This window comes from Microbispora cellulosiformans, assembly GCF_008728085.1.
Taxonomy (GTDB): Bacteria; Actinomycetota; Actinomycetes; order Streptosporangiales; family Streptosporangiaceae; genus Microbispora; species Microbispora amethystogenes.
This window is the reverse complement of record NZ_VYTZ01000003.1, coordinates 219,980-245,260: the sequence shown is the minus strand read 5'-3', so window position 1 is coordinate 245,260 and position 25,281 is coordinate 219,980. Positions and strand designations below refer to the sequence as shown.

Below are 25,281 nucleotides of genomic sequence, written 5' to 3'. Positions count from 1 at the left end.
GCCTGCCCCAGGATCAGGACCGGGATCAGGGCCGCGATCAGGACCGGGCCAGCTCGGCCCGTACGGAGGACCGCCAGAGGCGGGTCAGCTCGGCGGTGGTCAGCCCGAGGACGTTCCGCAGCGCGGTGTCGGCGTCCTCGCTCAGCGCGGCGCGGTAGAGGGCGACCAGCCGCCGCTCGCCGAACCGGGCGGCGATGTAGCGGCAGGCCAGCCAGGCCTCCTCGTACGCCTGGGCGGGCCTGGCGGCGAAGTCCGCGGGCTCCGGCAGCCGGGCCAGCGGCGCGCCGGCCACTGTGTCAGCCGCTGTGTCAGCCGCTGTGCCGGCCTCCCTGTCGGCTTCCGCTCCGGCTCCACCGCCGGCTCGCAGGTCCGCGGCGAGTTCGGCGGCGACCGTGTGAACGGGCAGGCCGCTGTCGAGGTAGCCCACGTAGTCGGCGAAGCCCTCCAGGAGCCACATCGGCACCGCGCGCGGCCCGGAGGCCGCGACGTGCGTCAGCTCGTGGGTCACGACGACCTGGCGGCCGACCGCGGACAGGCGGGCGAACGCGGCGGGCTGCACGATCACCCGGTCGCCGGTCGCGACGGCCGCGAGGCCGCCGACCACCGCCGGAGCGGCCAGGAGGGCCGCCTGCTCCTCGGTGCGGGGCACGAGGACCACCGCGCCGCCGTGGGCTCCCCAGACCCGCGTGACCGTACGGTCGGCGCGGCCGGCCAGCCGGGCGATCTCGGCGACCAGCCGCCGCGGCGCGCCGACGACGACGGTGTGCTCACCGCGGGCGACGGAGGCGCCCGTCCACATGCCGGGCTGCTCGCGCACGGCTGCGCGGGCCCGGGACAGCAGGGGCGAGAGGGGGTCGGGCGGCGCCGCGGCGGCCGAACCGGCCAGCAGCGCGGCCAGCACCAGGGCCACGGACACGGACCGGCGGGGGCCGAAGCCGCGAGCGTGTGCGCTTCGGCGTGGACGCCGGAGATCCGGCCTGTGCCGCGCGCACGGCGCTTCCGCGGCTTCCTGCTTCGCCGGCCTGTGCCACATAGGGGTCTTACCGGGTCTCCACCGGCGTTCGAGCCGTCCAGCGACGTCCCGCCCGCGGGACCTGACGCGAGCACGCTACCAGGCGCCGGCGAGCCGTCGGCCGATCCGTCGGCCGATCCGTCGGCGGAGAAACGCCACGGCTCCGCCCACCCGTGCGGGAGGACGGAGCCGTGGAAGTGATGCCGGCGACAACGGGCTCGGCACCGGGCGAGGGGGACGGATCAGCCGCCGGGGCGTACGGCGCCCACGAAGGTCGCCCTGCGGTAGGAGTCGAGCTTGTCGATCCTGACCCGCGTGCCGCTGTGCGGGGCGTGGATCATCCTGCCGTGCCCGACGTACATGCCGACGTGGCCGCCGCCGCTGGTGAAGATGAGGTCGCCGGGCTTGAAGTGGCCCCAGGACACCTTCTTCCGTACGGCGCTGCGGATGGACCACGTCGTGCGCGGCAGCCGTACGCCGGCCTTGCGCCAGGCGTAGGTGACCAGGCCCGAGCAGTCGAACGCGCCCGGTCCGCTGGCGCCGTAGCGGTAGGGATCGCCGATGTGCTTCCTCGCGGTCGTGACCGCTCGCTGCGCCTTGGCCAGCTGGAGCGTGGCCTTGCTGAGCTTCTTCCGCTTGACGGCGGCCTTCTTGGTCGCCTTCCTCGCGGCTTTCTTGGCCGCCCCGGTGGCGGCGGACCTCGTGTTCGTCTCCGTGGTCACCTTCGTGACCGTGACCGTCACCGAGTCGGCCGCCGCCGGCTGCGCGCCGGCGATCCCTACGGATGCCGTCAAAGCGGCACCACCAAGGGCAATTCGGGCAAGACGGGACAGGCTAGCGGGGGTGGTAGACAGGATCTCTCCTTGGATCTTCCGCGTACGCCTACCGGGTTAGCTGACGGGTTCGGGCGGGGAAGTCGCCCTACGGCGCGTGGACGCGCCGATTCACCCCGGACCTTCGCGAAGAAGGTCGATGGTTCCCCGGCTCCGTGCCTCCTGACTGCACGGACTCGGCAGGTCCCCGGCGCCCGGAAATCCCCTGAGGGGAGTGAATAGACGGACGGCGCCGGCGACGGTGGATGACGCGGGCCCGGCCGGCCGGACCGGGCTCGCCGCGGCGAGGCGTGCTCGCCGCGGCCCAGAAGCTACCGAGATCCGGCGGCTCTCGGCAAAGCCGCCCCGGCGCATAAAGATCGGATAACGAAGGCGGCGCGGGAGAAACCGCAGCGTACCCACGCCGCATAAGGCTAAGTGTGACTCTGCTCACAGCAGGCACCACAGCGCCCAAATTGGGCACTTAGCTCCCAACCGGAACAAAGATCACGCCGACTGTCAAGGACGGACGGCACCGATCGCGTGATACTCCGCGAGTGTGACAATCTTCACAACATCGCCGGTCTGCGGCGCGTGGACGACCTTGCCGTCTCCCGCGTACAGGCCCACGTGGCCGTAGCCCGCATGGAAGAGCAGATCGCCCGGCTGGAGCGCGTCGAGGGACACGCGGCGGCTCGCGCCCCAGGCCCACTGCTCGTAGCTCGTCCGCGGCAGGCCGACCCCGCCCGCCGCCCAGGAGGCCTGGACGAGGCCGGAGCAGTCCCAGGAGTCCGGCCCGCTGCCCCCGTAGCGGTACGGCTTGCCGACCTGTTTGTAGGCGAACTGGAGAGCCGACAGGGCGTTGCCCGAAGCGGAGCCCTTGTAGGCGACGCCCGCGCTGTTGGGATTGCCGGGGTTGTAGGTGCCGAGCGAGCGCAGCAGCTTCATCTGCTCGTTGACGAGCTTGTCGACCTTCTTCTTCTCGTCGGCGAGCTCGCTCCTGACCTTGGCGGCCTCGGCGTAGACCGCCTTCGTCTCGTCGCGCCGGTCCTTCAGGCCCTGGATCGCGCCCTCGTACTGCTGGAGCCGTCCGATGCGCTCGGCGGAGATGTGGTTGTACGTGGCGAGACCGCTGAGCATGGTGTCGGGGTCGGGGTTGTAGAAGACGCCCCAGGTGCCGATGCCGCCCACCTGGTAGCTGCTGACCGCCATCGTCACCAGCCCCGAGCGCAGCGCCTCGACCCGCGCGTTCTGCTTCTTGTAGTCGTCGTTGAGCGCCAGATACTTCTTCTTGGCCGACTTCCACTTCTCACCGGCCGCGTTGTAGCGGTCCACGAGCTTGTCCGCCTGCGCGTTCAGCCGGTTCAGCTTCGCCTTGGCCTGGGCAAGGGTGGGTTTCGGATCGGCCTGCGCGCCCGTCAGCGGCGTCAGCAGGACCACGGCGGCCAACCCAGCGGCCACCGGCACACGCCCTCGCACTCGGGCCCCCTTCGGGATCAACGAACCTGCGGCGCGACTCTATCTAGGCGATCTTGACGCTTCAACCTATTCGCAGCTATTCGCGGCAGTCATCACTCACCGAAGCGGCCTCCGCACGGAGCGTGCCGTACTGGATCGGCCGGAATCAGCCGCGGCCGAGACGGCGCAGCAGCAGGAGCGAGGGCACCGGCCGGGCGCCCATGCGGCGGACGGAGTCGGCCACCTCACGGTCGGAGGAGACGACCGCGATGCCGCGCCCCGGCGGCTCTGCGCGCACGAGCGTGCGGATGAGGTCGTCGGCGATCTCGCCGGGCGCGCTGAACATCACCCGCACCCCGCGCGGCGCGGAGACCTGCACGGGCCCGTTCAGCTCGGCGCCGTCGAAGACGCACGTCACCTCCACGCGCGCCTGCACGGCGAGGCCGCCCAGCCCGGTGAGCAGGCGGGCGCGCTGGTCGGCGAGGGTCAGCGTCGGATAGCCGGTCTTGGTCACGTTGTAGCCGTCGACGATCAGGTGCAGGTTGGGCAGGGCGAGGAGCTGGTCGAGGAGCTGGGGGTCGTCGTTCGCCAGCGCCCGCGCGGGCACCGCCGTCACGCCGGGCTCGCCCGGCACGACCGCGTTCACGTAGTCGGCCGGCCTGCTGATGGTGGTCGGCAGGCCGAGCTCCTTGCGCAGCCCCGCGGCGGCGTCCTGCAGGGCGTCCAGCAGCACCCGTACGCGGGCGTCCTCCATGCTGCGGCCCTCGCGGGCGGCGCGGCGGTTGGCCTCCAGCTGCCGCTCGGTGTCCGCCAGGCGCTCCTTGAGCCTGCGCAGCTCGGTCTCCGCGGCGCCGTTGGCGCTCGCCACCCTGGCTCGCGCCTCGGCCGTCTCGGCCTCCAGCTCGGCCGCCCGGGCCTCGGCCGCTTTGACCCGCTCACGCGCGTCGTGCAGTTTGCGCCTCAGGTCGGAGTTCTCGGCGCGGGCCGCCTTGAGCTGCTCGCGAACCCGGTCGATCTCCTCCTTGGCGGACGCGCGCTGCGCCGCGAGCTGCTCGCGCAGCCGCGTCTCCGCCTGCTCCCGCTGCGTGCCCGCCGCGGCGGCCTGCTCAAGGTCGGTCCGCGCCTGCTCGACCAGGTCAGGCCAGCCGGGCGGACGGGTCAGGTAGGCCGCCGCCGCGACCAGCACCGGCTCCGCCGCCGGCGGCACCGTCCCCTCGGCGAGGCTCGCCACCAGCTCGGGCCAGGCCGCCTCCAGTGCCTCGGCGACCTGCTCGCGGAACTCCTTGTCGTTCTCCAGCTGAGCCGCGATCGGCGCGCTGCCCAGGCGCGCACGCTTGCGCGGGTCGAACCTGGCGATGCCGCGCAGCGGCGGCGGCACGGACGCGGCGGGCATCGTGCCCAGCACCTGCGCCGCGACCTCGACCACGTGTAAGCGGACCTGCTCCGGCAACGGACGAGACAGGCCTTCACCGGCTGAACTCATCTCGTCGCTCCTCGGCCGTGTCCTGCAGACCTGCCGCCTGCCGGGATCGCCCGGCGGCGCCTCGCGGAGCTGTCGCCCCCGGGTGTGGGGGCCCAGGAGCGGGCTCCCACGAGGCCGGGCCTCGTGGCGCGCCCACCCGGCGCCCCTCACACGGCAAGATCTGCGAGACAGTCCTCTGTTCTTGTCCTTCTTCAAGGGTACGGCCGTCGCACCGTGTCCATGTCCTGTTCATGATCTGTCACCGGGCCGGGCGGCCGTCCGCTGGCGCCCGGGGCGGTCCGGTCCGTACGCTCGGCGGCGTGTTCACCCCGCCGTACCCGATCATCACCCCCCGGCTGGTCCTGCGTCCCTTCACCGAGGCGGACCTCGACGACCTGCACGCCTTCCAATCGCTTCCCGAGGTCACGCGGTATCTCTACTGGGACGCCCGTACGCGGGAGGAGACGAAGGCGGCACTCGACCGCAAGATCGCCGGTGTGAGCCTCGCCGCGGACGGCGACGCGCTCAGCGTGGCCGCCGCGCTGACCGGCGGAGGGCCGGTGATCGGGGACCTCACGTTGTTCCTGCGCAGCCGGGAGCACCGCCAGGGCGAGATCGGCTTCGTCTTCAACCCCGCCTACCAGGGCCTGGGCCTCGCGACGGAGGCGGCCCGTGAGGTTCTCCGCATCGGGTTCGAGGGCGTCGGGCTGCACCGGATCCACGGCAACTGCGACGCGCGCAACATCCCGTCGGCCCGGCTGATGGAGCGGCTCGGCATGCGCCTTGAGGCCCGTCTGGTCGAGAACGAGTTCTTCGCCGGCGCGTGGAGCGACGAACTGGTCTACGCGATGCTGGCGCGCGAGTGGCGGGCCTCCCCCGCCGCCTCCGCCGGGCACCGAGCCTGACGCCTGCCCGTCCGTTTCCGGCCGTACGGCGCCGCGCGGAGCCGTGCGGAATGAAAGAACGGGCCGTTCGTTTCACGCGTCGCCGCAGCGTACGGCGGCGAATAAGTTTGACGCGTTGACTAACTCCTCGGTGGATTTTACGGTACGGGCACTTCGGACGCGGACCCGCGGCGACGGGGAGCCGCACGCGGCCGTCACCGTCGCAGGCCGGTGCGGGCGCTCCCGGGCCTCGACACGGCGTCACCCGTCACTCAGGAGATTCGATGCGCCTCACCATCCCCCGGGCCCGCGCGGCTCGCCTGGCCGCCGGGGCGGCGGCGGTCGCCCTCGCCGCGTCGGCGCTGGCGGCCACGGCCCCCGCCCAAGCCGCGGCCGGTTGCGCCGTGACCTACACCTACAGCGAGTGGTGGGGCGGGTTCAGCGCGAGCATCACGATCCAGAACCTGGGCAGCGCGATCAACGGCTGGACCTTGGGGTTCGCCTTCCCCGACCCCGCCCAGAAGGTCGACGTCGGCTGGTCGGCCACCTACAGCCAGAGCGGGCAGAACGTCACCGCCAGGAACATGGACTACAACGCCGCCATCGCCACCGGCGCCTCGGTGATGATCGGCTTCAACGGCACCTGGTCGGGTTCCAACCCCAAGCCGACCGCGTTCACCCTGAACGGTGAGACCTGCACCACCATCAACGTCAGCCCGAGCGCGACCCCCACCCGCACTCCCCAGGCAACCCCCACGGTCACCCCCACATCGACGCCGACGTCGACGCCCACCTCCACGCCCACGTCGACCCCGACGTCCACACCGACGGGACCGTCCGGCTCCGCGCTGTACGTGTCGCCGGGCGGCGCCGCCGGGGCGTCCGGGACGATCTCGGACCCGACGACGCTCGCCTCGGCGATCACCCGCGTCGCCGCAGGCGGGACGATCTACCTGCGCGGCGGGACGTACAACCTCTCGCAGACGGTCACCATCGCGGCGGGGAACAACGGCACGTCGAGCGCCCGCAAGAAGCTGTCCGCCTACCCCGGCGAGACCCCGGTGCTGAACTTCTCCGCCCAGAGCCAGTCCTCCTCGAACCGGGGGCTCGCGCTGTACGGGTCGTACTGGCACGTCTACGGCGTCGTCGTCCAGCGCGCCGGAGACAACGGGATCTACGTCGGCGGCAGCAACAACATCATCGAGCGCGCGGTGACGCGGTTCAACCGGGACACCGGGCTGCAGCTCGGCAGGATCGCCTCCGACACCCCCCGCGCCCAGTGGCCGTCCAACAACCTCGTCGTGAGCTCGGAGTCGCACGACAACGCCGACGGCTTCGCCGCGAAGCTGACCGTGGGCAACGGCAACGTCTTCCGCTACGACGTCTCCCACAACAACATCGACGACGGCTGGGACCTCTACACCAAGACGGACACCGGAGCCATCGGCCCGGTCACCATCGAAGACTCCCTGGCCTACAACAACGGCACCCTCACCGACGGCAGCCAGGCCGGCAACGGCGACCGCAACGGCTACAAGCTCGGCGGCGAGGACATCGGGGTCAACCACGTCATCCGCCGCAACATCGCCTATCACAACGGCCACCACGGGTTCACCTACAACCGCAACCCCGGCACGATGACGATCTCGGACAACGTCAGTGTCGACAACGCCGAGCGCAACTACTCCTTCGACGCGGGCACCTCGGTGTTCCGCAACAACACCTCGTGCCGCAGCGGCAGCGGATCGAACGACAAGATCGTCGGCAACTCCGACGGCTCGAACCAGTTCTGGTCCGGCTCGAACGGGTCCCGCTGCTCCTCCTACCGGGGCACGCCGCGCTGGTCCTTCGCCTCCGACGGCCGCCTCGTCGTGACCTTCGGCTAGTTCCCGCCCGGGGCGGTCCGGCCAGGCCGGGCCGCCCCGGAAGGCAATTGTCGGTCGGAATCTCTATGGTCTTGGCGTGGACGCGGTACAGGGCACGCTGGACGAGCTCGGCACTCCCCTGCAGGAGGTGACGTTCGTCGTCTTCGACCTGGAGACCACCGGCGGATCGGCCGCGGAGCACGCCATCACGGAGATCGGGGCGGTGAAGGTCCGCGGCGGCGAGGTGATCGGCGAGTTCGCCACGCTGGTCGACCCCGGCGGCCCGATCCCGCCGTTCATCTCCGTGCTCACCGGCATCACCGACGCGATGGTCATGGCCGCCCCGAAGTTCCCCGAGGTGCTGCCGAGCTTCCTGGAGTTCATCGCGGGGGCGGCGCTGGTGGCGCACAACGCGCCGTTCGACATGTCGTTCCTCAAGGCGGCCTGCCAGGCGGGCGGCTACCCGCCCCCGGCCAACCCCGTGGTGGACACGGCCGACCTCGCGCGCCGGGTGCTCACCCGCGACGAGACCCCCAACTGCAAGCTCGCCACCCTCGCGCGGGTCTTCCGCAGCTCCACCGAGCCCTGCCACCGGGCGCTGGCCGACGCCAAGGCCACGGTCGACGTGCTGCACGGCCTCATCTCCCGGGTCGGCTCGCTCGGCGTGCACACGCTGGAGGATCTGCGCGGCTTCGTGCGCGCCCCCACGCGCGAGCAGCAGCGAAAACGCCACCTCACCGACGGCGTGCCCGGCGCGCCGGGCGTGTACGTCTTCGAGGACGCCAGGGGCGAGGCGCTGTACATCGGCAAGAGCTCCAACCTGCGCAATCGCGTGCGCAGCTACTTCACCGCGAGCGAGACGCGTTCGCGCATCCGCGAGATGGTCGGCATCGCCGAGCGGGTCAGGACCATCGTGTGCGCCACCGCGCTGGAGGCGGAGATCCGCGAACTGCGGATGATCGGGGCGACCAAGCCCCGCTACAACAGGAGGTCCCGCTTCCCCGAGCGGGTGGTCTGGCTGAAGCTGACGAATGAGCCGTTCCCGCGGCTCAGCGTCGTCCGGGAGGTGCGCGACGACGGAGCGGCCTATCTCGGGCCGTTCGGCAGCAGCCGTACGGCCGACGACGCGCGCACGGCGATGCACGAGGCGCTGCCGCTGCGCCAGTGCACCGAACGGCTGTCGGCCCGGGTGCGCCGGCCGGCCTGCGCGCTCGCGGAGATCGGCCGCTGCGGCGCGCCCTGCGAGGGCCGGGAGAGCGAGGAGGCCTATTCCCGGCACGCCGGCCGCGCCCGGCACGCGATGGAGCACGACGCCGAGGCCGTCTTCTCCGCGATGGAGGCGCGCATGCGGCGCCTGGCCGACGAGCAGCGGTACGAGGAGGCGGCGGTCGACCGCGACCGGCTCGCGGCCTACGTCCGGACCGCGGCGCGCATGCAGCGCCTGCGGTCGCTGACCGGCATCCCCCAGATGGTCGCGGCCAGCCCTGCCTTCGGCGGCGGTTGGGACATCCACGTCATCCGGTACGGCAGGCTCGCCGCGGCGGGCGTCATGCCGCGGGGCGCCCACCCCACGCCGTACGTGGACGCCCTCGTCGCCACCGCGGAGACCGTGACGCCGGGCCCCGGCCCGACCCCCGCCGCCAGCGCCGAGGAGACCGAGTGCGTGCTGCGGTGGCTCGACTCTCCCGGCGTGCGCCTGGTCCAGGTCGACGGCGTCTGGAGCCTCCCGGCGTACGGCGCGGGGCGGCTGGTCGGCCGGATCGAACGCGCCTACCTGCACCTGCGCGGCGACCGCCGCGAGGGCCGCCCCCTGCGCTGAGCTTCCGCCCCGGGTTAGGGATCACGCCCCGGGTCACCGCGATCGACGATGACGCGAGAAGTTCAACGGCGGCGGATTTCCGGAGAAAGGCTACGGGGATTCCGCCGGGCGCCGACGCCCTCTTTTCCGTCCGGTCCGGACTTCGTCGGCCATATGGCCCGTGCCGCGCGTCGTCGAGGCCGCTTCGAGGCATGGTCAAGTCTTGATACATTTCATTTCTTGAAGCCGTGTGAGCGGAGCGTGAAACGAAAAAGGGGGTCGTCGGCTATGACGAATGTGCTTATTCGGGTCGAAGCCGACACCGGCGCGGAGACCAGGGCCCTCTATCGAGCGCTCAGACGCGATCCCGACCTGGGCCGGCTGGCGAAGCTGTCGGCCTGCGACGGCGATCCCCCGGCGGCCGACGAGCTCGGCCCCGATCTCGACGCGATCCTGGCCGTCGTCGACAGCGCCGGCGCGCTCGGCGCGCTACTCGTCTCGATCGCCGCCTGGAGAGACGGCCGGTCCACGAAATGGACGGTCTCCGTGGAGAAAAACGGGGTGCGCGTCGAACTGCGGGGCGGTTCGAGGGAAGAGCTGGAACGGGTCGTACGCACGCTCGAGGGGCCCCGGGGTGGCGATTCCTGATCCCGCGCGGTCCCGTCTGATTCTTATTGGATTCTCCTCATTTGTGGACTTCGCACGAGTTCCCGCCGCACCCACCAATCTCCGCCGATTGAAGACCCTTTTCTGCGATGAGACGATTTGGGGTATCCCCGGCCGCAATGTCGCGATCCTGGACGGAACGCGCGGGCTGGGCCGCAACGCCATACTGAGCCGGATCCACGAGGTGGCGAGCCAGGCCACCGACACCCTCGTCGTCTACTACGTCGGACACGGCTTTCTGGACGAGGACGACGACGACAGCCTCCTGCTCGCCCTACCGGGGACCAAGAGGCGGGAACACTTCACGGCGCTCCCGTACGAGGAGATCCGCCGTGCGGTGCGCGGCGCCGGCTCGCGGCGCAAGGTCGTCATCCTGGACTGCTGCTATTCCGGCCGCGCGCACTCGGACGCCTTCCTCGACGGTTCGGAGGAGGACCGGGAGCTCGCGCATCAGGCGCCCATTGAAGGCGCCTGCGTGCTCACGGCGACCTCCGACTACGCCCGGGCCCGCGCGAATCCCGGCGACCGCCACACGGCGTTCAGCGGAGCCCTCATCTCGGCTCTGGAGAACGGGATCCCCGGAGCGGGGCCGTACCTCGACGTCCGTTCCGTCTTCGCCGCCCTGCGGCGGGAGATGCTCGGCCGCGGTCTGCCGCGGCCGCACCTCAGCACCCGGGACGACGGCGGCGCACTCGTTCTGGGACGGAATCGCGCGTACCGGGGTCCCGCGGAGGCGCCGCCGAAGGGTTCGGAGGTCCCTCCGCCGAGGACCGAACCGGTCCCCCGTCGATTCCGCCCGCGCCTCACGCGACGGGCGGCCGTCGCCATCACGGCTCTCGTCGTCGTCCTTACCGTCGTCCTTACCGTCGCCCTCCTCCCGAGGGTGACGGCCCGCTTCTCGGCCACCGGCGTGTGCCCGGCCGCTGAACCGGGAGGATCCGAACTCTCACGTGCCGACCGGCCGGGCAGGGCCACCCGGTTCCCCGAGTCCCGCATCAGCCTGCTCCGCGACCTCACCGGGCCGACGACGGTCATCGGGTTCGAACCTCCGCGAGGGGACCGCCCGAATCCGAAGACGTATCTGTGGCAACCCGATCGCCGCTGCTTCGCGACTCCCCTGGGCTTCGGGAGCGACTACCTGGACGTCGCGGTCTCCCCCGACGGCAGGTGGATCGCAGGTGTCGACATGCGCGCGGTGCCCGGTGCCGACGTGGTCGTCATGGACCGGGCAGGGACCAAGCGGAAGGTCATCGACGTGCCGGGCACCGTGTTCGCCACCAACCCGCAATGGAACAGGACGAGCACGACACTGCTCTTCACGGAGGCACCGGTCGACGCGAAAGGCAAGTACAGCTATCCGCGCGGGGCGAGCGCCGTGACGGCCGGCTTGCCCGACATGAAGCCGACGGTTCTCGCTCTGGGTGCCACCGCCCCCTACCAGTGGGGACCGGACGGCAGCGTGGCCGGGAACTTCGGGCAGGAAGATCCGCTCGACGTGCGGTTCTTCAGCGTCAGGGGCCGGAGGGAACGGACGTTCCAACGGGTCGGGCTGCTCGGGCAGTACGGGATGGGGGCCTTCTCCCCGTCGGAAGAGCGAATGGTGACCCACTGTCCCCGAGGCCGTCACGACGACCAGGTCTGCGTCTGGGACGCACGGCGGGGAGCTCTGCTCGGCGCATACCCCGCGAACCGCCTCTACGCCGACCGGCCGTATGGCAACGTCGGCTGGTACGACGAGAGGTCCCTGCTCACGACCGCCTGGGACGCGAAGACGAACTGGTGGGCGGCGGCCACCATGGACATCGCCGGCCCGGACCCGGGCACCGTCGCCGGCCGCACGACCCTGCTCGGCCGGGTACCCGACGAGCAAGGCCATATCATCTTCGGATTCGCCCCGGCCTGAGCCCCCCAGGCCGATCACAAGGAAAGGTGGCAGGAGGCTCCGGCGGGACGCGGTGGTCGTCGATCGGCTAACCCAGGCTGAGGTTGTGCTGCTCCAGAGCGCTTTGAAGGATCTCAAGCGCTTTTGGCCCCATGCCGTGCAGCTTGGCCAGCTCGGCGCGCGGCACCCCTGCGAGGTCACGCAGGGCCGGGTAACCGGCGTTGGCCAAGGCCCGCGTCGCCGGTGCACCGATCTTCGGCAGGGTGTCGAGAGAGGTGTCCACGCCCTTCATGATGCCGTGTCCGGCCCGCGCCACAGCCAGGCGACATCGGACTACCGGCCCGAAATAGAGCGCGCCGACGAGGGCACTAGGGTCGGGTGGGACAGCGAAGCCGCGACACAGCAGGAGAGGCCCGAATGGTCACCGCGATCGTCCACATCAAGGCGGATGTCGACCGGATTCCCGAGGTCGCCGAGGCCATCGCCGAGGTCGACGGCGTCAGCGAGGTGTATTCGATCACCGGCGAGTTCGACCTGCTGGCGATGGTCAGGGTCGCCAGGTACGACGAGGTGGCCGAGGTCGTGCCGGGCCGCATCAACAAGGTGACCGGCGTGCGGCACACCGAGACCCACATCGCCTTCCGGACCTACTCCCGCCACGACCTGGAGGCGGCCTTCTCGATCGGCCTCAGCGACGCCGACTGACCCTCCCCGGGCCGCCGTCGCGGTCAGGCGGGGCGCAGGAGGCGGACGCGGACCTCGAAGCCGCCCGGCAGCGGATGCTCGGCCACCGAGCCGCCGAACAGCGCCGCGCGCTCCCAGGTGCCGACGAGGCTGTCGCGGGGCAGCCCGTCGTCGTGGACGGCGACCTCCAGGATGGCGGGCAGCCACCGCAGGGTGACCGTCGCCGTGCGGGCCATGCCGTACCACAGGGCGCTGCCCAGCGCCTCCTCCACGATGCGGTACGCCGACAGCTCCAGCGTCGGCCCGCCGCTCCGCGTGCCGGTCTCGGTGAGGGAGACGGCGAGCCCGCTCGCCCGGAAGTCGTCCAGCAGGTCCGGCAGCTCGCCCAGCCCCGGCTGCGGTCCTCGGGACAGCCCGTCCATGCGGAGCAGGCCGATCATGCGCCGCAGATCGGACAGGACCCGGCGGCCCGACTCCTCGGCGTCGCGGAACGTCTGCCGCGCCCGCTCCGGGTCCTTGTCCATGATCACCCGGCCCGCGCCCACCCCGAGGGTCATCACGCTCAGGTCGTGCGCCACCAGATCGTGCAGCTCCGACGCGATGCGCAGCCGCTCCCAGGCCGCGGCGTCATCCGGGCAGAGGTCGCTTTCCCGCGCGACGGACGCCGCGCCCTCCACGCCCGTCTCCCGTCCCCGTCTCCCGGCCGTCCCACTGCCGGGACCCACACCACCGGGCCGGAGGCCGGCAAAGCGTACGGGCACGAGAGAGGCCATCCTGCCATGGGTGAGGACGGCCCAGCGGCGGAGGGCTCGGGCAATGAACAGGCGCATCATGCCCGAAAGGTACGGCTCAGGCGGAACCCGGCACGTCCCCACACAGGCGGACGCGTCATCCCTCCAGCGATGGAGACGGCCGGAAACGGTCAGCCGGGCAGCCGGGTCAGGCGCCAGAGGAGCCGAGCGTGCGGCTCAGATCCACCCACCGCTCCAGGGTCTGCGCCGCCCTGCCCGAGTCGACCGCCTCCACCGCCCGGGCGTACGCCGCCCGCAGGTCGGCGACGAGGTCGTCGCCGGGGCCGTCGTAGGCGACCAGGCCGGCCGCCGCGTTGAGCAGCACGGCGTCCCGTACGGGCCCGGTCTTGCCGCGCAGCAGGTCGTGCACCGCCGCGGCGTTGAAGTCCACGTCGCCGCCGCGCAGGTCGCCCGGCTCGGAACGGGAGATGCCGAGGTCGGCCGGGTCGAAGACGGTCTGGGTCGCGGTGCCCTCCCGGACGACGAAGACCGTCGACGGCGCGGCCGTCGACAGTTCGTCGAGGCCGTCGTCGCCCCGGAACACGAGCGCCGACACACCGCGCTCGGCGAACACGCCGGCCATCACCGGCAGCATCCGGGCGTCGAACACGCCGATCGCCTGGGCGGCCGGACGCGCCGGGTTCGCCAGCGGCCCCACGAAGTTGAAGACCGTCGGCACGCCGATCTCCTTGCGCGGCGGGCCGGTGAACCGCAGCGCGGAGTGGTAGAGGGGCGCGAAGCAGAAGGCGATGCCCGCCTCCACCGCCACCCTGGCGGTGATCTGCGGCGCCAGGTCGAGCGCGACGCCCAGGCGTTCCAGCACGTCGGCCGCCCCGCACAGCGAGGAGGCGGCGCGGTTGCCGTGCTTGACGACCCTCGCTCCGGCGGCGGCCGCGACGATCGCCGCCATCGTCGAGACGTTCACCGTGTGCGCCCGGTCGCCGCCGGTGCCGACGATGTCGAGCACCGGCCCCTCGACCGTGAGCGGGGTGGCCAGCTCGAACATGGTGCGGACGAGGCCGGTCACCTCGGCGACCGTCTCGCCCTTGGCCCGCAGCGCGACGGCGAAGGCGGCGATCTGCGCCGGGGTCGCCGCCCCCGACATGATCTCCCCCATGACCCAGGCCGTCTCGTCGGCCGTCAGGTTCTCACCCGCGAGCAGGGCGTTCAGCGTCGAGGGCCAGGTGGTGCGCGTGTCCATCGTGGGCTCCGCGATATGTCGAGGTCAGGTCGGAGATGTCAGGCCGGAGAGGGCGCCGGGTACGAACCGGGTAAAACTTGCGGCAAAACCCGGCTGGAACGCCGGAAGAGAGGTCAGTGCGCCCGGGTGACGCTCAGGCGGCGCCGCATGAGATCGGCGACGGCCTCCGCGAGCACGACGGGGTCGAGCGGGTGCGCGACCACCGCGTCGGCGCGGGACCAGTTGGCCAGCCAGCGGTCGTCCCTGCGGGCGATGAGCAGCAGGATCGGCGGGCAGTCGTGCACCTCGTCCTTGGCCTGCCGGCTCACTCCCATGCCGCCGGCCGGCACCGCCTCGCCGTCGAGCACGGCCACGTCGATCTCGCCGGAGTCGAGCTGCCTGAGCACGGCCGGCTGGGTCGCGCACTCGACGATCTCGACGAGGGGCACGTCAGCGGCGGGGCGCCGCCCGATGGCCAGCCGCACCTTCTCCCGGGTGCCTGCGTCGTCGCTGTAGACGAGAACCCTCATTACACGCTCACTGTCGAATCGCGGGGTATGGTCATCGTGATGCTACCGGCGCGGCTGCCAGGCTCGCAGCCCCGGGGCTCTTGCCATGGCATGCCCGCTCCGCGGGCGCGGACGGACCCTAGCGGGGGGTCGTGGGGCGACCCGACCTGGAGAGCCGCAATAATGCTGGGCGTGGCGACAGCATCCGCAATTACTACGACGACGAGACCGCACGGGTCCAGCCGGCCGAACCTGGTTCAGGTGGGCACCATCGTGTGGTTGTCCTCTGAGCTCATGTTCTTCGCGGCGCTGTTCGCGATGTACTTCACCATCCGGTCGGTCAGCCTCGGCCAGGGCACGCACTGGCCCGAGGCGCACCTCGAAGTCCCGTTCGCGACCTTCAACACGACCGTTCTGGTCCTGTCGAGTGTCACGTGCCAGCTGGGCGTGTGGGCTGTGGAAAGAGGCCAGGTCAAGAAGCTGCGATTCTGGTATGTCGTAAGCTTCCTGATGGGCGCCTTCTTCGTGGGCGGTCAGCTTTACGAGTACGGGAACCTGGCGCGCGAGGGCCACGTCCTCTCGCACACCCCGTACGACTCGGTGTTCTTCCTGACCACGGGCTTCCACGGTCTGCACGTGACGGGTGGTCTGATCGCGTTCCTGTTCATCCTGGGACGCACGTACGCCGCGAAGCGCTTGACGTATGAGCAGCAGACCAGCGCGATCGTCGTGTCCTACTACTGGCACTTCGTCGACGTGGTCTGGATCGGCCTTTTCGCGACCATCTACATCATCAAATGATCGGAACGGGGATTTCGGTGAACTCCATCACCGCCCGACGGCGCCATCCCCTCGCGCGAGTCGCCGTCGTGGCGCTCGCGCTGGGCCTGCTCGGCGGCGGGTACGCGCTCGCCGCGCCGAACGGCAGCACCGCCGACGCCGCGATCGCGTCCGGCAAGGCCGACGACGCGGCGGAGGGCAAGAGCCTCTTCGTCGCGCACTGCGCGAGCTGCCACGGCATGAACGCCGAGGGCACCAACAAGGCCCCGACGCTCATCGGCGTCGGCGCGGCCGCCGTGGACTTCCAGGTGAGCAGCGGCCGCATGCCGGCCGCCGACGCGGGCCCCCAGGCTCCGCGCAAGCCCAGGCCCGACTGGGCCACCGACCAGGCGATCGACCAGCTCTCGGCGTACGTCCAGTCGCTGGGCGGCGGCCCGACGCGGCCGACCGAGGAGCAGGTGAACCCCGCGCTGGGCGACCCCGCCAAGGGCGGTGAGCTGTTCCGGGCCAACTGCATCCAGTGCCACAACTTCGTGGGCGCGGGCGGCGCGCTGACCTACGGCAAGTACGCGCCGCCGCTGAACCCGGCGACGCCGACGCAGATCTACGAGGCGATGGTCACCGGCCCGCAGGCCATGCCGGTGTTCAACGACTCCACGATCACGCCGGAGCAGAAGCGTGACATGATCGCCTACATCACCCACGTCAGGTCGCAGGTCGACCCGGGCGGCTCGGGCCTGGGCCGCATCGGCCCCGTCACCGAGGGCCTCGTGGCGTGGGTCGTGGGTCTCAGCCTCCTGATCCTGGCCTCCATCTGGATCACCGCGAAGAAGCGACGGGCGCAGGCATGACAGAGCAGAACGAGTATCCCGAGAGCGGCCGGGTGCCGACGCGCGTGATCGGCACGCCGCCCGCCGACGCGCCCATCGAGGAGCACGACCCGATCCACGTGCCCGCGGGCGTCGAGGGCGTGATCCCCCAGGACCCGGTCAAGGTCCGCAAGGCGGAGCGCATGGTCGCGTTCCTCTTCCTGATCACCTTCCTGGCCGGCGCGGCCTTCATCGCCGCGTACGTGATCTTCCAGGTCGGCACGATCGACAAGACGGCCGCGTCGAACTACGCGCTCGGCGGCACCCTGGCCCTGGCCCTGCTCTCGCTGGGCGCGGGCGTCACGGTGTGGGTGCGGCAGATCATGCCGAAGTACAACCTGGTCCAGGAGCGCCACCTGATGGCCTCCGACGCGGACACGCGCGGGTACGTCAAGGAGACCTTCCTCCAGGGCGCGGACGAGAGCGGCTTCGTCAAGCACAGACTGCTGCGCCGCACGCTGCTGCTGGCCGCGGCGCCGCTCGGCCTCGCCCCGCTGGTGCTGCTGAAGGACCTCGGCCCGCTGCCGGGGACCTCGCTGCGGCACACCGTCTGGGGAGAGCCCATGAAGGGCGGCAAGCCGCGGCGGCTCGTCGTCGAGGGCACCGGCCAGCCGATCCGCGCCGCCGACTTCAACTCGCCCGGCGGCATCCTCTCCGTGGTCCCCGAGGGCTACGAGGAGGACCTGAACGCGCTGGCCAAGGCGACGCTGATCCTGCTCAAGTTCCGCCCGGAGGAGATCAAGTCCGGCACGAACAAGAACTGGACCGTCGACGGCATCGTCGCCTACTCCAAGATCTGCACCCACGTGGGCTGCCCCGCCGCGCTGTACGAGCAGACGACGCACCACATCCTCTGCCCGTGCCACCAGTCGACCTTCGACGCGGCCGACGGCGCGAAGGTCATCTTCGGCCCCGCGGCCCGGCCGCTGCCGCAGCTGCCGCTTGGCATCGACGAGGAGGGGTACCTCGTCGCGAAGTCCGACTTCAAGGTCCCCGTCGGCCCCAGCTTCTGGGAGCGCGGCGACGCCGAAGCTGAAGTAAGAGAGAAGGCGTGATGAACGCTCCTCCGAAGGCCATCACGGGCCCGTCGACGTTCCTCGACGACCGGCTGGGAGCGGGGAACTTCCTCAAGCGCAACCTGCGCAAGGTCTTCCCCGACCACTGGTCGTTCCTTCTGGGGGAGATCGCGCTCTACTCGTTCGTCATCCTGCTGCTGACCGGCACGTTCCTGACGTTCTGGTTCAAGCCGAGCATGGGCGAGGTCAACTACCTGGGGAACTACGCCCCGCTGTACGACGTCCGCATGTCGGAGGCGTACGCCTCGTCCCTGCACATCAGCTTCGACATCCGCGGCGGCCTGCTCGTCCGGCAGATGCACCACTGGGCGGCGCTGCTGTTCGTGGCCGGCATGACGGCGCACGCGCTGCGCATCTTCTTCACCGGCGCCTACCGCAAGCCGCGTGAGCTCAACTGGCTCATCGGCGTCGGCCTGCTCACGCTGGCGCTGCTGGAGGGCCTCACCGGTTACTCCCTCCCCGACGACCTGCTCTCCGGCGCGGGCCTTCGGATCACCCAGGGCGTCGCGCAGTCGATCCCGATCGTCGGCACCTACATCTCGTTCTTCCTGTTCGGCGGGGAGTACCCGGGCCACGACGTCATCCCGCGGTTCTACACGATCCACATCCTGCTGATCCCGGGCATCCTGCTCGCGCTGATCTCGGCCCACATGATCCTTATGTGGGTGCAGAAGCACACGCAGATGCCGGGCAAGGCGCGGACCGAGAAGAACGTCGTGGGCGCGCCGTTCTACCCGGCCTTCATGGCCAAGTCGGGCGCGTTCTTCCTGTTCACGTTCGGGGTCATCGCCCTCCTCGGCACGTTCGCCCAGATCAACCCGATTTGGCTGTTCGGGCCGTACAACCCGGCGAACATCTCGGCCGGCTCCCAGCCCGACTGGTACATGGGCTTCCTGGAGGGCGCGCTCCGTCTCATGCCGGCGTGGGAGATCAACTTCCTCGGCCACACCGTGACGTTCAGCGTGCTGATCCCGGCGCTGGTGCCGATGGGCATCATCATGACGGGCCTGGCGCTGTATCCGTTCCTGGAGCAGTGGGTCACGGGCGACCGGCGCGAGCACCACGTGTGCGACCGGCCGCGCAACAACCCGCACCGCACCTCGATCGGCATCTCGGCGATCACGTTCTACGGCATCCTGTGGCTGCTCGGCGCCAACGACGAGATCTCGGCGAACTTCCACATCGACCTGTACACGACCACCTGGTTCGGGCGGTTCGCCGTCTTCATCGGCCCGGCGATCGCGTACTGGATCACCTACCGGACCTGCATCGGCCTCCAGCGCAAGGACGCCGAGGTGCTGTCGCACGGCGTGGAGTCCGGCGTCATCAAGCGGATGCCGAACGGCCAGTACATCGAGGTCCACACGCCGCCGGCGGAGGACATCGCCGAGCACATCCGCGGCAAGAAGGAGATCCCGATGCTGGTCGGCTCGGCGGACGGCGACGGCATCCCGCCCAAGGGCGCCCGCAGCGCGATCGGCCGGCTCCGGACCAAGATGAGCGAGGCGTACGGCACCGACCACGTCCCGCTGACCGACGGCCACCACAACGGCCACCATGAGGAGGAGCACGCCGCCGTCGGCGCCGGCGAGCGCAAGGAACTCCACTGACGCACGACCCGACCGGTACGACCTGACCGGCACGCAGCGGCCCGGCAGGGGGAACCACTCCCCCGCCGGGCCGCTGCGTTTCCCGCTTCGCTCATCGGGGCGCTCACGCCCGATAGGTCGTGCCGGAGGCGCGCCATGAACGCCGCCCTCGTCGCGCTCTGGTCGCTTCGCTCCCGCGCACTCCTCAGTCCAGACACCGGCGCGCCTCTCCGGCTCGCTCGGTGTTTCCCGCCTCACTCGTCGGGGCGATCTCGTGCTCCCGGGCGGGGGGACACGAGGCCCGTCTCGTAGGCGATGATGACGAGCCGCACGCGGTCGCGGGCGTCGAGCTTGGCCAACAGCCGCGTCACGTACGTCTTGACGGTCGCGGGGCTGATGAACAGCTCGGCGGCGATCTCGGCGTTGGACAGTCCGCGTCCGACGAGGGTCAGCACCTCGGTCTCCCGCTCGGTGAGCCCCGCGACGCGGCGGGGCCGCGGGCCGGGCGCGGGCCGCTCGGCGAACTCCTCGATCAACCGGCGGGTCACGCGCGGGGCGATCAGGGCGTCGCCCGCCGCGACGACCCGGATCGCGGCGAGGATGTCGTCCAGGGCCATGTCCTTGACCAGGAACCCGGACGCCCCCGCACGAAGCGCCCCGTAGACGTGTTCGTCGTCGTCGAACGTCGTCAGGACGAGGACATGGGCCCCGCCGCCCGCGGTGATCAGGCGGGTGGCCTCGATGCCGTCCATCTCCGGCATGCGGATGTCCATCACCACGACGTCGGGACCTACCTCCCGCGCCATCCGCACCGCCTCCGCGCCGGTGCCCGCCTCTCCGGCGAGGTCGAGACCGGGTGCGTCGGAGATGACCATCTGCAGGGCGGCGCGGATCAGCGGCTGGTCGTCGGCGAGCAGCACGCGGACGGTCACGGGACCGCCGCGGAAACCGGCAGGCGGGCCTCGACCCGGAAGCCTCCCCCGGGACGTGGTCCCGCGGAGAAGGACCCACGCAGCAGCCCGACCCGCTCGCGCATCCCGACGAGGCCATAGCCGGCCCCCACGCTGCCGCCGCCCCGCCCGTCGTCGAGAACCTCGACGCGCACCTCGTCGTCCCGGTAGTCGATCGACACCCGGCAGGACGTCGTGCCGGCGTGACGCACCACGTTGGTGACGGCCTCCTGGACGACGCGGTAGGCCGACCTGTCGATCTCCGGCGGCAGCGGACGCCGCTCGCCGCGCCAGTGCACGTCGACGCGTACCCCGGCGTCCGTCGTCCTCGCGGCCAGCCGCTCGACGTCGGCCAGGCACAGCCCCGCATCCGGGATCGGCTCCAGGAACGGTTCCAGGGACGCCGGATCCGGCCCCGGTTCCCGGAGTGCCGGCCGCGGTGAACGTCCCGGCTCGGGGCTCCGCAGCGCGCCGAGCATCCGGCGCAGCCCGGACAGGGTCTGTCTGCCCGCCGTCTCGATCTCCCCGAGCGCGTCCCGTGCCCGCTCCGGCTGGGTGTCGATGACCCGCCGCGCGGCGCCGGCCTGCAGCGCGATGACGCCGATGGTGTGGGCGACCATGTCGTGCAGCTCACGGGCGATCCTGAGCCGCTCGTCGGTGACCGCCTGGGCCGCGGCGCGGGCGCGCAGTTCCTCTGCGTGCTCACGGGACTCGCCCACCGAGTTGCCGAGCAGCCAGGCGATCACGGTCGTCAGGGCCACGGCGGTCTCGGACGACGCCGCGATCGGCCACCCGCACCGCCAGATACCCGCCAAGCACGGCGAGGGCCGTGAGAACGGCGGCGACGCCGGTCGCGCGCGGCCGTCCGATGGCGATGAAGAACACCGCGATCTCCGCCGCGAGGAACTGGGGCAGCGGGATTTCCGCCACGCCCAGGGGTGTCGTGCCGGCGACGGACGCGGCGAGCAGCAGGGCCAGAGCCGGCAGTGGGCGGCGGCGCAGCAGAGCGCCCCCGGCCAGCGCGAGTGCGGTGGCCACCGCCATGCCGGCCAGGCCATCCGGCCGGAAGAACTGCGCCGCCGGGCGTGCGGCGGGGTACCACTCGCCGGGCAGCCGCAGCCGCATCAGGAACGTGATCGCCAGACCGGCGCCCCAGGCCAGGACCACCCAGCCACCGGGCGACAGCCGCCTCAGCAGCGGGCTGGGGAAGGTGACCTGCATGATCAGAGCGTAACCGCCGGCCCTCGGCCCGGCATCCGACCAGGGGTCTACATCCGCGGTCGACCGGTGCCGAGGCGAATGTCCCTGACGGTCCGATGTGGTGCGTGCGCGCCGCACGACACCGTGAACCGGGTGATCGACACCCCACGACCGCCGGCCCCTGACCGGTTACCGCCGTCACCCGCCCTCCCGCCCGGCGGCAGGGGCTTAGGACGCGTCTCCCTCGCCTTCCTCCGTCACGGCCCGGCCCGGGGTCCCCTGGGCCAAAGCCCGCTGGCCCAAAGCCACCCTCGCCCGGCCTGGAGCGCCCTGGCCCGGAGCCCCATCGGCCGGCGCCGTCTGGGCCGACGTCGTCTGGGCCGGAGCCGCCCAGGTCCGGCCCGGGGACGTCGGAGGCTGCTGGCCGCGCTGGTCACCGCCTCGCTGGCCGTCCCCGTGATCGGCGCGGCGCGTCCCGAGGCGGTCCCCGCGCCCGTACCCCCGCCCCTGCCCCCGCTGCGGGCCGCGACCCCCACCGCTCTGGCGGACCGGTACGCCGCCACCCGGGGCGCCGTCGAGGCGGCCATGCGGGCCGCGGCGGCGCGGGGCCACCGGTGGCGGGCCGCCATGCTGCGGGCCATGGCCGATCCCGCGCGGCACTTCCTGTCCTTCGACAGCCGGGACGGCGGACGGGCCGCCGAGATGTTCGGCGACCTGGCCAGGGCCGACCGGATCGCGGTGATCGTCCCCGGATCCGGCACCGGCCTCGACACGTACGGGCTGCTGCGGGGCGGCTCTATGCGGCTGCAGCGGGCGCTCGGGAACCGGGGGACCGTCGTCGCCTGGCTCGGTTACCGGACCCCGAGCACGGTGAGCCTCGCGGCGGCGACCCCCGGCCTCGCCGACGAGGCCGCCCCCGCCCTGCGCGCCTTCGTACGGGACCTGGCCGGGCTCAAGCCCGCCGCCCGCGTCAGCCTGCTGTGTCACTCGTACGGCGCCGTGGTGTGCGGCCGGGCCGTGCACGGCCTGGACGTCGCGGACGTCGTCCTCTACGGCAGCCCCGGCGCCGGGGTGGACGACACCGCGGCGATGGGCACCCGGGCCGCCGTCTGGGCCGCCCGAGGCACCGGGGACTGGGTCGGCCGCCTGCCGCACGCGGCGGTGCGCCTGCCCTTCGGCACGGTCGGGCTCGGCGCGGACCCCGTGGATCCCCGGTTCGGCGCACGGATCTTCGCCGCCGGGGACGGCGGCCACAGCGACTACCTGAACGACGGCTCCCCCGCGCTGGCCGCCGTCGCCCGCATCGTCTCCGGCCAGACGACCGCCGAGGCGGGGTCGTGATCGGTGACCTCGTCCGGCGGGTCGATGAGGCGACCCCCGCCGGGCGCGACCGCGCCGTCGACGCGCTGCGTGCCCTCGCCATCCTCGGGGTGGTGCTCGGCCACTGGCTGGTGACCGCGCCGGTCGCCGACAGCGGCGCTCTGCGCGTGACCAGCCCGTTGAAGTACATGCCGTGGCTCGCGCCCGCCTCCTGGCTGATGCAGACCATGGCGGTGTTCTTCTTCGTGGGCGGGCGGGTGGCCGTGGAGAGCCACGGCCGGGCCCGGGAGCGGGGCACCGGCCACCTGCGCTGGGCCGCCGCCCGGACGGCCCGCCTGTTCCGCCCGGTCGTGCCCGTGCTGGGAGTGTGGAGCGCCGTGGCGGTCGCGACGCTCGCCGCGGGCGCCGACCCCGGGACCGCGTACGCGCTGGTCAAGCTGGTGTGGTCGCCGATGTGGTTCCTGGTGGTCTTCGCGGCGCTGACGGCGGCGACCCCGCTGATCGCCCGATCACGCCCCGTCCAGCTACACCCCGTCTGGCTGCATCCCGTGTGGCCGCTCGCCGCCGTCGCGGCCGTCGACCTCGTTCGGTTCGGCCTCGGCGGGCCCTCCTGGCTCGGCTGGATCAACGTGGGGACCGGCTGGCTGGTGCCGTACTGCCTCGGCGCCCTGTGGGCGCGCGGGCGCCTGGGCGGCCGGATGACCGGATGGGCACTGCTGCTCGGCGGGGCCGCCGCCACCGGAGGCCTCGTCCTGTGGGCCGGTTATCCGGCGTCCATGGTCGGGGTGCCGGGCGCGCCGGTCTCCAACCAGGCTCCGCCCACGCTGGCGGCCGTCACCTTCGGGCTGGCCCAGTGCGGGGCGGCCCTGGTGCTGTCCGGCCCGCTGCGACGGGTGCTGCGCCGCCCCGCCGCCTGGGCGCTCGTGGCCGCGGCCAACCTCTCCGCGATGACGATCTTCCTCTGGCACCAGACCGCGATGATCGCGGTCACGGCGGCGGCCCTGCGGCTCGCCGGCCGGGCGCTGCCCGGCCTGCACACCGTCCCCGGCGACCCCGGCTGGGTGGCCGCCCGCGTGGCGTGGCTGCCGGCCTTCGCGGCGGCCCTGGCCGTCTGCTGGGCCGCCTTCCACGGCTCCGAGAGGCGGCGTGAACGGCCCCCCGGACAGGCTCCGGCCCCGTCCAAGGCCGTTCGGGAAAGCCGGTGAGAGAGCGGGCCGGTCACAGAGGGCCGGTCACAGAGGGCCGGTCACAGAGGGCCGGTCACAGAGGGTCGGAGAGGGCGGCGCGCAGGCGGCTGCGCTTGAGCCACGCCGGCCAGTCGTCCTGCCAGTAGCTCCACCCGTTGTCCGCGTCCAGCCTGCGCGGGGTCCCGGTCACGATGATCGGGTCGCCGATGAGGGTGTTGTTCTTGAACCACTTGGCGTTCTCCGGGCTGACGTTCACGCAGCCGTGGCTGACGTTGGAGTTGCCCTGGTCGCCGACGGACCAGGGGGCGCCGTGGACGTACTCGCCGGTGTTCGAGATCCGGACGCTGTTGTAAACGGTCGTCTCGTAGTAGCCCGCCTGGCCGGGACCGGCGTCCGGGGAGGTCATGACCGTGACGTCCTCCCTGGACATCGCCACGTGGATGCCGCTGGTGGTGTGGTGGCGGAAGACGTCGCCGCTCCCGGCACTGATCGGCATGTCCTTGATCTGCCGACCGTCCAGCTCGATCTTCATGTGGTGCGTCCGGGTGTCGGCCACGCTGATCTGCGACCGGCCGACCTTGAAGTCGCGGACGTAGTCCTTCTTGCCGTACATGCCGTCGCCGCCCCTGATCCCGGCGAGACGGGCGGTCACCCGGACCTTCGTGTACGGCGGCCAGTAGTGCCGGGGCCGGAAGACGACGTTCTTGGCGTCGAGCCAGTGCCACGCGCCGTCGACGGGCTTGGACGCCTGCACGAAGAGGTTGCGCTCCACCGACACCCGGTCGGTCACGGGCTTGTCGAAGGTCAGGATGATCGGCATCCCGACGCCCACCGTGAGGCCGGTGTCCTCCTTGTTCGGCACCAGGGTCGCGACGGCGAAGGTCTTGGCGGCCGGCCGGGTGGAGAAGCGGGCGGTCCGGCTCGCCGGGCCGTCCGGGCCGGTGGCCGTCGCCTCGACGCTGTAGGACGTGCCAGGCGTCATGGGACGGGCGCTGCGCCACTGGGACCGGTCGGCGCTGAACACGCCCTCCACGGGCTGTCCAGCGGCCTTCACGGCCACGTGGGTCAGGGTGCCGCCGGCGGCGCCGACGAGGATGGGCAGCTCCGGCGGCAGTTCCCCGGCCCCGTCCAGCGGGGTGATGCTGATGGGCGTTCCCGACCGGCGTTCCTCGCCCCCTCGGTCAGAGAGGGAACACCCGGCCACCACCACGAGAAGGGCCAGCGCCCCCGCACGAGCACGCACGTCCGTCTCCCTCAGGTCGCTTTCCGGGAAGTATTCCCGGGGCACGTCCCGAGCGAGCAGACGC

General features: G+C 71.9%; 24 protein-coding genes and 1 riboswitch. Of the genes, 12 read left to right on the top strand and 12 right to left on the bottom strand.

The features are described 5' to 3' along the window. Positions 1-37: 37 nt before the first annotated feature. From F5972_RS09160 to F5972_RS09145, 4 genes are all read right to left on the bottom strand, one after another. On the bottom strand, positions 38-916 hold the full coding sequence (locus F5972_RS09160) for a hypothetical protein (protein WP_150932986.1): 879 nt from the start codon (positions 914-916) through the stop codon (positions 38-40). Between the two features lie 338 nt (positions 917-1,254). Then, complete coding sequence (locus tag F5972_RS09155; protein ID WP_225311297.1) at positions 1,255-1,806, bottom strand: C40 family peptidase; 552 nt, start codon at positions 1,804-1,806, stop codon at positions 1,255-1,257. A 70-nt stretch (positions 1,807-1,876) separates the two neighbouring features. Beyond that, a riboswitch (cyclic di-AMP (ydaO/yuaA leader) is annotated at positions 1,877-2,037 on the bottom strand. Positions 2,038-2,343: 306 nt separating this feature from the next. Then, positions 2,344-3,285, bottom strand: a complete 942-nt coding sequence (locus F5972_RS09150) for a C40 family peptidase (protein WP_225311296.1) — start codon at positions 3,283-3,285, stop codon at positions 2,344-2,346. A gap of 163 nt (positions 3,286-3,448) precedes the next feature. Next, entirely contained in the window at positions 3,449-4,765 is a 1,317-nt protein-coding gene (locus tag F5972_RS09145; protein WP_150932984.1) for an NYN domain-containing protein, read from the bottom strand. 299 nt (positions 4,766-5,064) lie between these two features. Here F5972_RS09145 and F5972_RS09140 point away from each other — a divergent pair, with 299 nt between their 5' ends. From F5972_RS09140 to F5972_RS09125, 5 genes are all read left to right on the top strand, one after another. After that, complete coding sequence (locus F5972_RS09140) at positions 5,065-5,649, top strand: GNAT family N-acetyltransferase (RefSeq protein WP_150932983.1); 585 nt, start codon at positions 5,065-5,067, stop codon at positions 5,647-5,649. A gap of 263 nt (positions 5,650-5,912) precedes the next feature. Beyond that, positions 5,913-7,514: a cellulose-binding domain-containing protein gene (locus tag F5972_RS09135; protein WP_150932982.1), complete on the top strand. Its 1,602-nt coding sequence runs from the start codon at positions 5,913-5,915 to the stop codon at positions 7,512-7,514. Between the two features lie 76 nt (positions 7,515-7,590). Next, positions 7,591-9,312 (top strand): DEDD exonuclease domain-containing protein, encoded by a 1,722-nt coding sequence (locus F5972_RS09130; protein WP_150932981.1) that lies wholly within the window; start codon positions 7,591-7,593, stop codon positions 9,310-9,312. A 267-nt stretch (positions 9,313-9,579) separates the two neighbouring features. Continuing rightward, positions 9,580-9,939, top strand: a complete 360-nt coding sequence (locus F5972_RS37075) for an effector-associated constant component EACC1 (RefSeq protein ID WP_191910034.1) — start codon at positions 9,580-9,582, stop codon at positions 9,937-9,939. Then, the gene (locus F5972_RS09125; protein WP_449843637.1) at positions 9,926-11,860 is read left to right on the top strand and encodes a caspase, EACC1-associated type; all 1,935 of its coding nucleotides are present in this window, start codon (positions 9,926-9,928) and stop codon (positions 11,858-11,860) included. Before F5972_RS37075 ends, F5972_RS09125 begins: the two co-directional genes overlap by 14 nt. 67 nt (positions 11,861-11,927) lie before the next feature. Here the strand turns inward: F5972_RS09125 and F5972_RS09120 are convergent, their stop codons facing one another. Next, on the bottom strand, positions 11,928-12,122 hold the full coding sequence (locus tag F5972_RS09120) for a helix-hairpin-helix domain-containing protein (protein WP_150932979.1): 195 nt from the start codon (positions 12,120-12,122) through the stop codon (positions 11,928-11,930). Between the two features lie 134 nt (positions 12,123-12,256). Between F5972_RS09120 and F5972_RS09115 the strand changes: the two genes are divergently transcribed. Further along, on the top strand, positions 12,257-12,544 hold the full coding sequence (locus F5972_RS09115; protein WP_150932978.1) for an Lrp/AsnC family transcriptional regulator: 288 nt from the start codon (positions 12,257-12,259) through the stop codon (positions 12,542-12,544). Between the two features lie 23 nt (positions 12,545-12,567). Here F5972_RS09115 and F5972_RS09110 read toward each other — a convergent pair whose 3' ends face one another. The 3 genes from F5972_RS09110 to F5972_RS09100 form a co-directional block, all read right to left on the bottom strand. Then, complete coding sequence (locus tag F5972_RS09110; protein WP_191910032.1) at positions 12,568-13,200, bottom strand: sensor histidine kinase; 633 nt, start codon at positions 13,198-13,200, stop codon at positions 12,568-12,570. 262 nt (positions 13,201-13,462) lie between these two features. Further along, positions 13,463-14,515 (bottom strand): anthranilate phosphoribosyltransferase, encoded by a 1,053-nt coding sequence (trpD, locus tag F5972_RS09105; protein ID WP_150932976.1) that lies wholly within the window; start codon positions 14,513-14,515, stop codon positions 13,463-13,465. 113 nt (positions 14,516-14,628) lie between these two features. Then, positions 14,629-15,024, bottom strand: a complete 396-nt coding sequence (locus tag F5972_RS09100) for a response regulator transcription factor (RefSeq protein ID WP_150932975.1) — start codon at positions 15,022-15,024, stop codon at positions 14,629-14,631. 162 nt (positions 15,025-15,186) lie between these two features. On the opposite strand from F5972_RS09100, the gene ctaE reads away from it, so the two are divergent. Genes ctaE through qcrB form a run of 4 tightly spaced genes read left to right on the top strand, consistent with a single transcriptional unit; the run spans position 15,187 to position 19,338 of the window. Then, positions 15,187-15,804, top strand: coding sequence for an aa3-type cytochrome oxidase subunit III (gene ctaE / locus F5972_RS09095; RefSeq protein ID WP_150932974.1), 618 nt, complete (start codon positions 15,187-15,189; stop codon positions 15,802-15,804). Between the two features lie 17 nt (positions 15,805-15,821). Continuing rightward, positions 15,822-16,634: a cytochrome bc1 complex diheme cytochrome c subunit gene (gene qcrC / locus F5972_RS09090; RefSeq protein WP_150932973.1), complete on the top strand. Its 813-nt coding sequence runs from the start codon at positions 15,822-15,824 to the stop codon at positions 16,632-16,634. After that, positions 16,631-17,707: a cytochrome bc1 complex Rieske iron-sulfur subunit gene (qcrA, locus tag F5972_RS09085; RefSeq protein WP_150932972.1), complete on the top strand. Its 1,077-nt coding sequence runs from the start codon at positions 16,631-16,633 to the stop codon at positions 17,705-17,707. Before qcrC ends, qcrA begins: the two co-directional genes overlap by 4 nt. Next, a complete protein-coding gene (qcrB, locus tag F5972_RS09080; protein WP_150932971.1) occupies positions 17,707-19,338 on the top strand; it encodes a cytochrome bc1 complex cytochrome b subunit in 1,632 nt (543 codons plus the stop codon). Before qcrA ends, qcrB begins: the two co-directional genes overlap by 1 nt. Positions 19,339-19,571: 233 nt before the next feature. Here qcrB and F5972_RS09075 read toward each other — a convergent pair whose 3' ends face one another. From F5972_RS09075 to F5972_RS37930, 3 genes are read right to left on the bottom strand one after another with little or no spacing between them, the layout of a single operon-like run. Further along, a complete protein-coding gene (locus F5972_RS09075) occupies positions 19,572-20,249 on the bottom strand; it encodes a response regulator (protein ID WP_150932970.1) in 678 nt (225 codons plus the stop codon). Then, complete coding sequence (locus F5972_RS37935; protein ID WP_225311294.1) at positions 20,246-21,028, bottom strand: sensor histidine kinase; 783 nt, start codon at positions 21,026-21,028, stop codon at positions 20,246-20,248. The genes F5972_RS09075 and F5972_RS37935 overlap by 4 nt, the downstream gene beginning before the upstream one ends. After that, entirely contained in the window at positions 20,970-21,488 is a 519-nt protein-coding gene (locus F5972_RS37930) for a hypothetical protein (RefSeq protein ID WP_225311293.1), read from the bottom strand. The genes F5972_RS37935 and F5972_RS37930 overlap by 59 nt, the downstream gene beginning before the upstream one ends. 435 nt (positions 21,489-21,923) lie before the next feature. Between F5972_RS37930 and F5972_RS09065 the strand changes: the two genes are divergently transcribed. Both F5972_RS09065 and F5972_RS09060 read left to right on the top strand, forming a co-directional pair. Beyond that, positions 21,924-22,808 carry an alpha/beta hydrolase gene (locus F5972_RS09065; protein ID WP_225311292.1) on the top strand — a complete coding sequence of 295 codons (885 nt, stop codon included), beginning with the start codon at positions 21,924-21,926 and terminating at the stop codon, positions 22,806-22,808. Continuing rightward, entirely contained in the window at positions 22,805-23,992 is a 1,188-nt protein-coding gene (locus tag F5972_RS09060) for an acyltransferase family protein (RefSeq protein ID WP_225311291.1), read from the top strand. The genes F5972_RS09065 and F5972_RS09060 overlap by 4 nt, the downstream gene beginning before the upstream one ends. Before the next feature lie 55 nt (positions 23,993-24,047). Here the strand turns inward: F5972_RS09060 and F5972_RS09055 are convergent, their stop codons facing one another. After that, positions 24,048-25,217: a L,D-transpeptidase gene (locus tag F5972_RS09055; RefSeq protein WP_150932968.1), complete on the bottom strand. Its 1,170-nt coding sequence runs from the start codon at positions 25,215-25,217 to the stop codon at positions 24,048-24,050. Between the last annotated feature and the right edge of the window lie 64 nt (positions 25,218-25,281).

What these genes read in the sequence shown, in the direction of transcription:
- F5972_RS37930 (WP_225311293.1), bottom strand. Translation starts at nt 21,488, where the DNA reads ATGCAGGTCACCTTCCCCAGCCCGCTGCTGAGGCGGCTGTCGCCCGGT.
- ctaE (WP_150932974.1), top strand. Translation starts at nt 15,187, where the DNA reads ATGCTGGGCGTGGCGACAGCATCCGCAATTACTACGACGACGAGACCG.
- F5972_RS09135 (WP_150932982.1), top strand. Translation starts at nt 5,913, where the DNA reads ATGCGCCTCACCATCCCCCGGGCCCGCGCGGCTCGCCTGGCCGCCGGG.
- F5972_RS09100 (WP_150932975.1), bottom strand. Translation starts at nt 15,024, where the DNA reads ATGAGGGTTCTCGTCTACAGCGACGACGCAGGCACCCGGGAGAAGGTG.
- trpD (WP_150932976.1), bottom strand. Translation starts at nt 14,515, where the DNA reads ATGGACACGCGCACCACCTGGCCCTCGACGCTGAACGCCCTGCTCGCG.
- F5972_RS09145 (WP_150932984.1), bottom strand. Translation starts at nt 4,765, where the DNA reads ATGAGTTCAGCCGGTGAAGGCCTGTCTCGTCCGTTGCCGGAGCAGGTC.
- qcrB (WP_150932971.1), top strand. Translation starts at nt 17,707, where the DNA reads ATGAACGCTCCTCCGAAGGCCATCACGGGCCCGTCGACGTTCCTCGAC.
- F5972_RS09115 (WP_150932978.1), top strand. Translation starts at nt 12,257, where the DNA reads ATGGTCACCGCGATCGTCCACATCAAGGCGGATGTCGACCGGATTCCC.
- qcrA (WP_150932972.1), top strand. Translation starts at nt 16,631, where the DNA reads ATGACAGAGCAGAACGAGTATCCCGAGAGCGGCCGGGTGCCGACGCGC.
- F5972_RS37075 (WP_191910034.1), top strand. Translation starts at nt 9,580, where the DNA reads ATGACGAATGTGCTTATTCGGGTCGAAGCCGACACCGGCGCGGAGACC.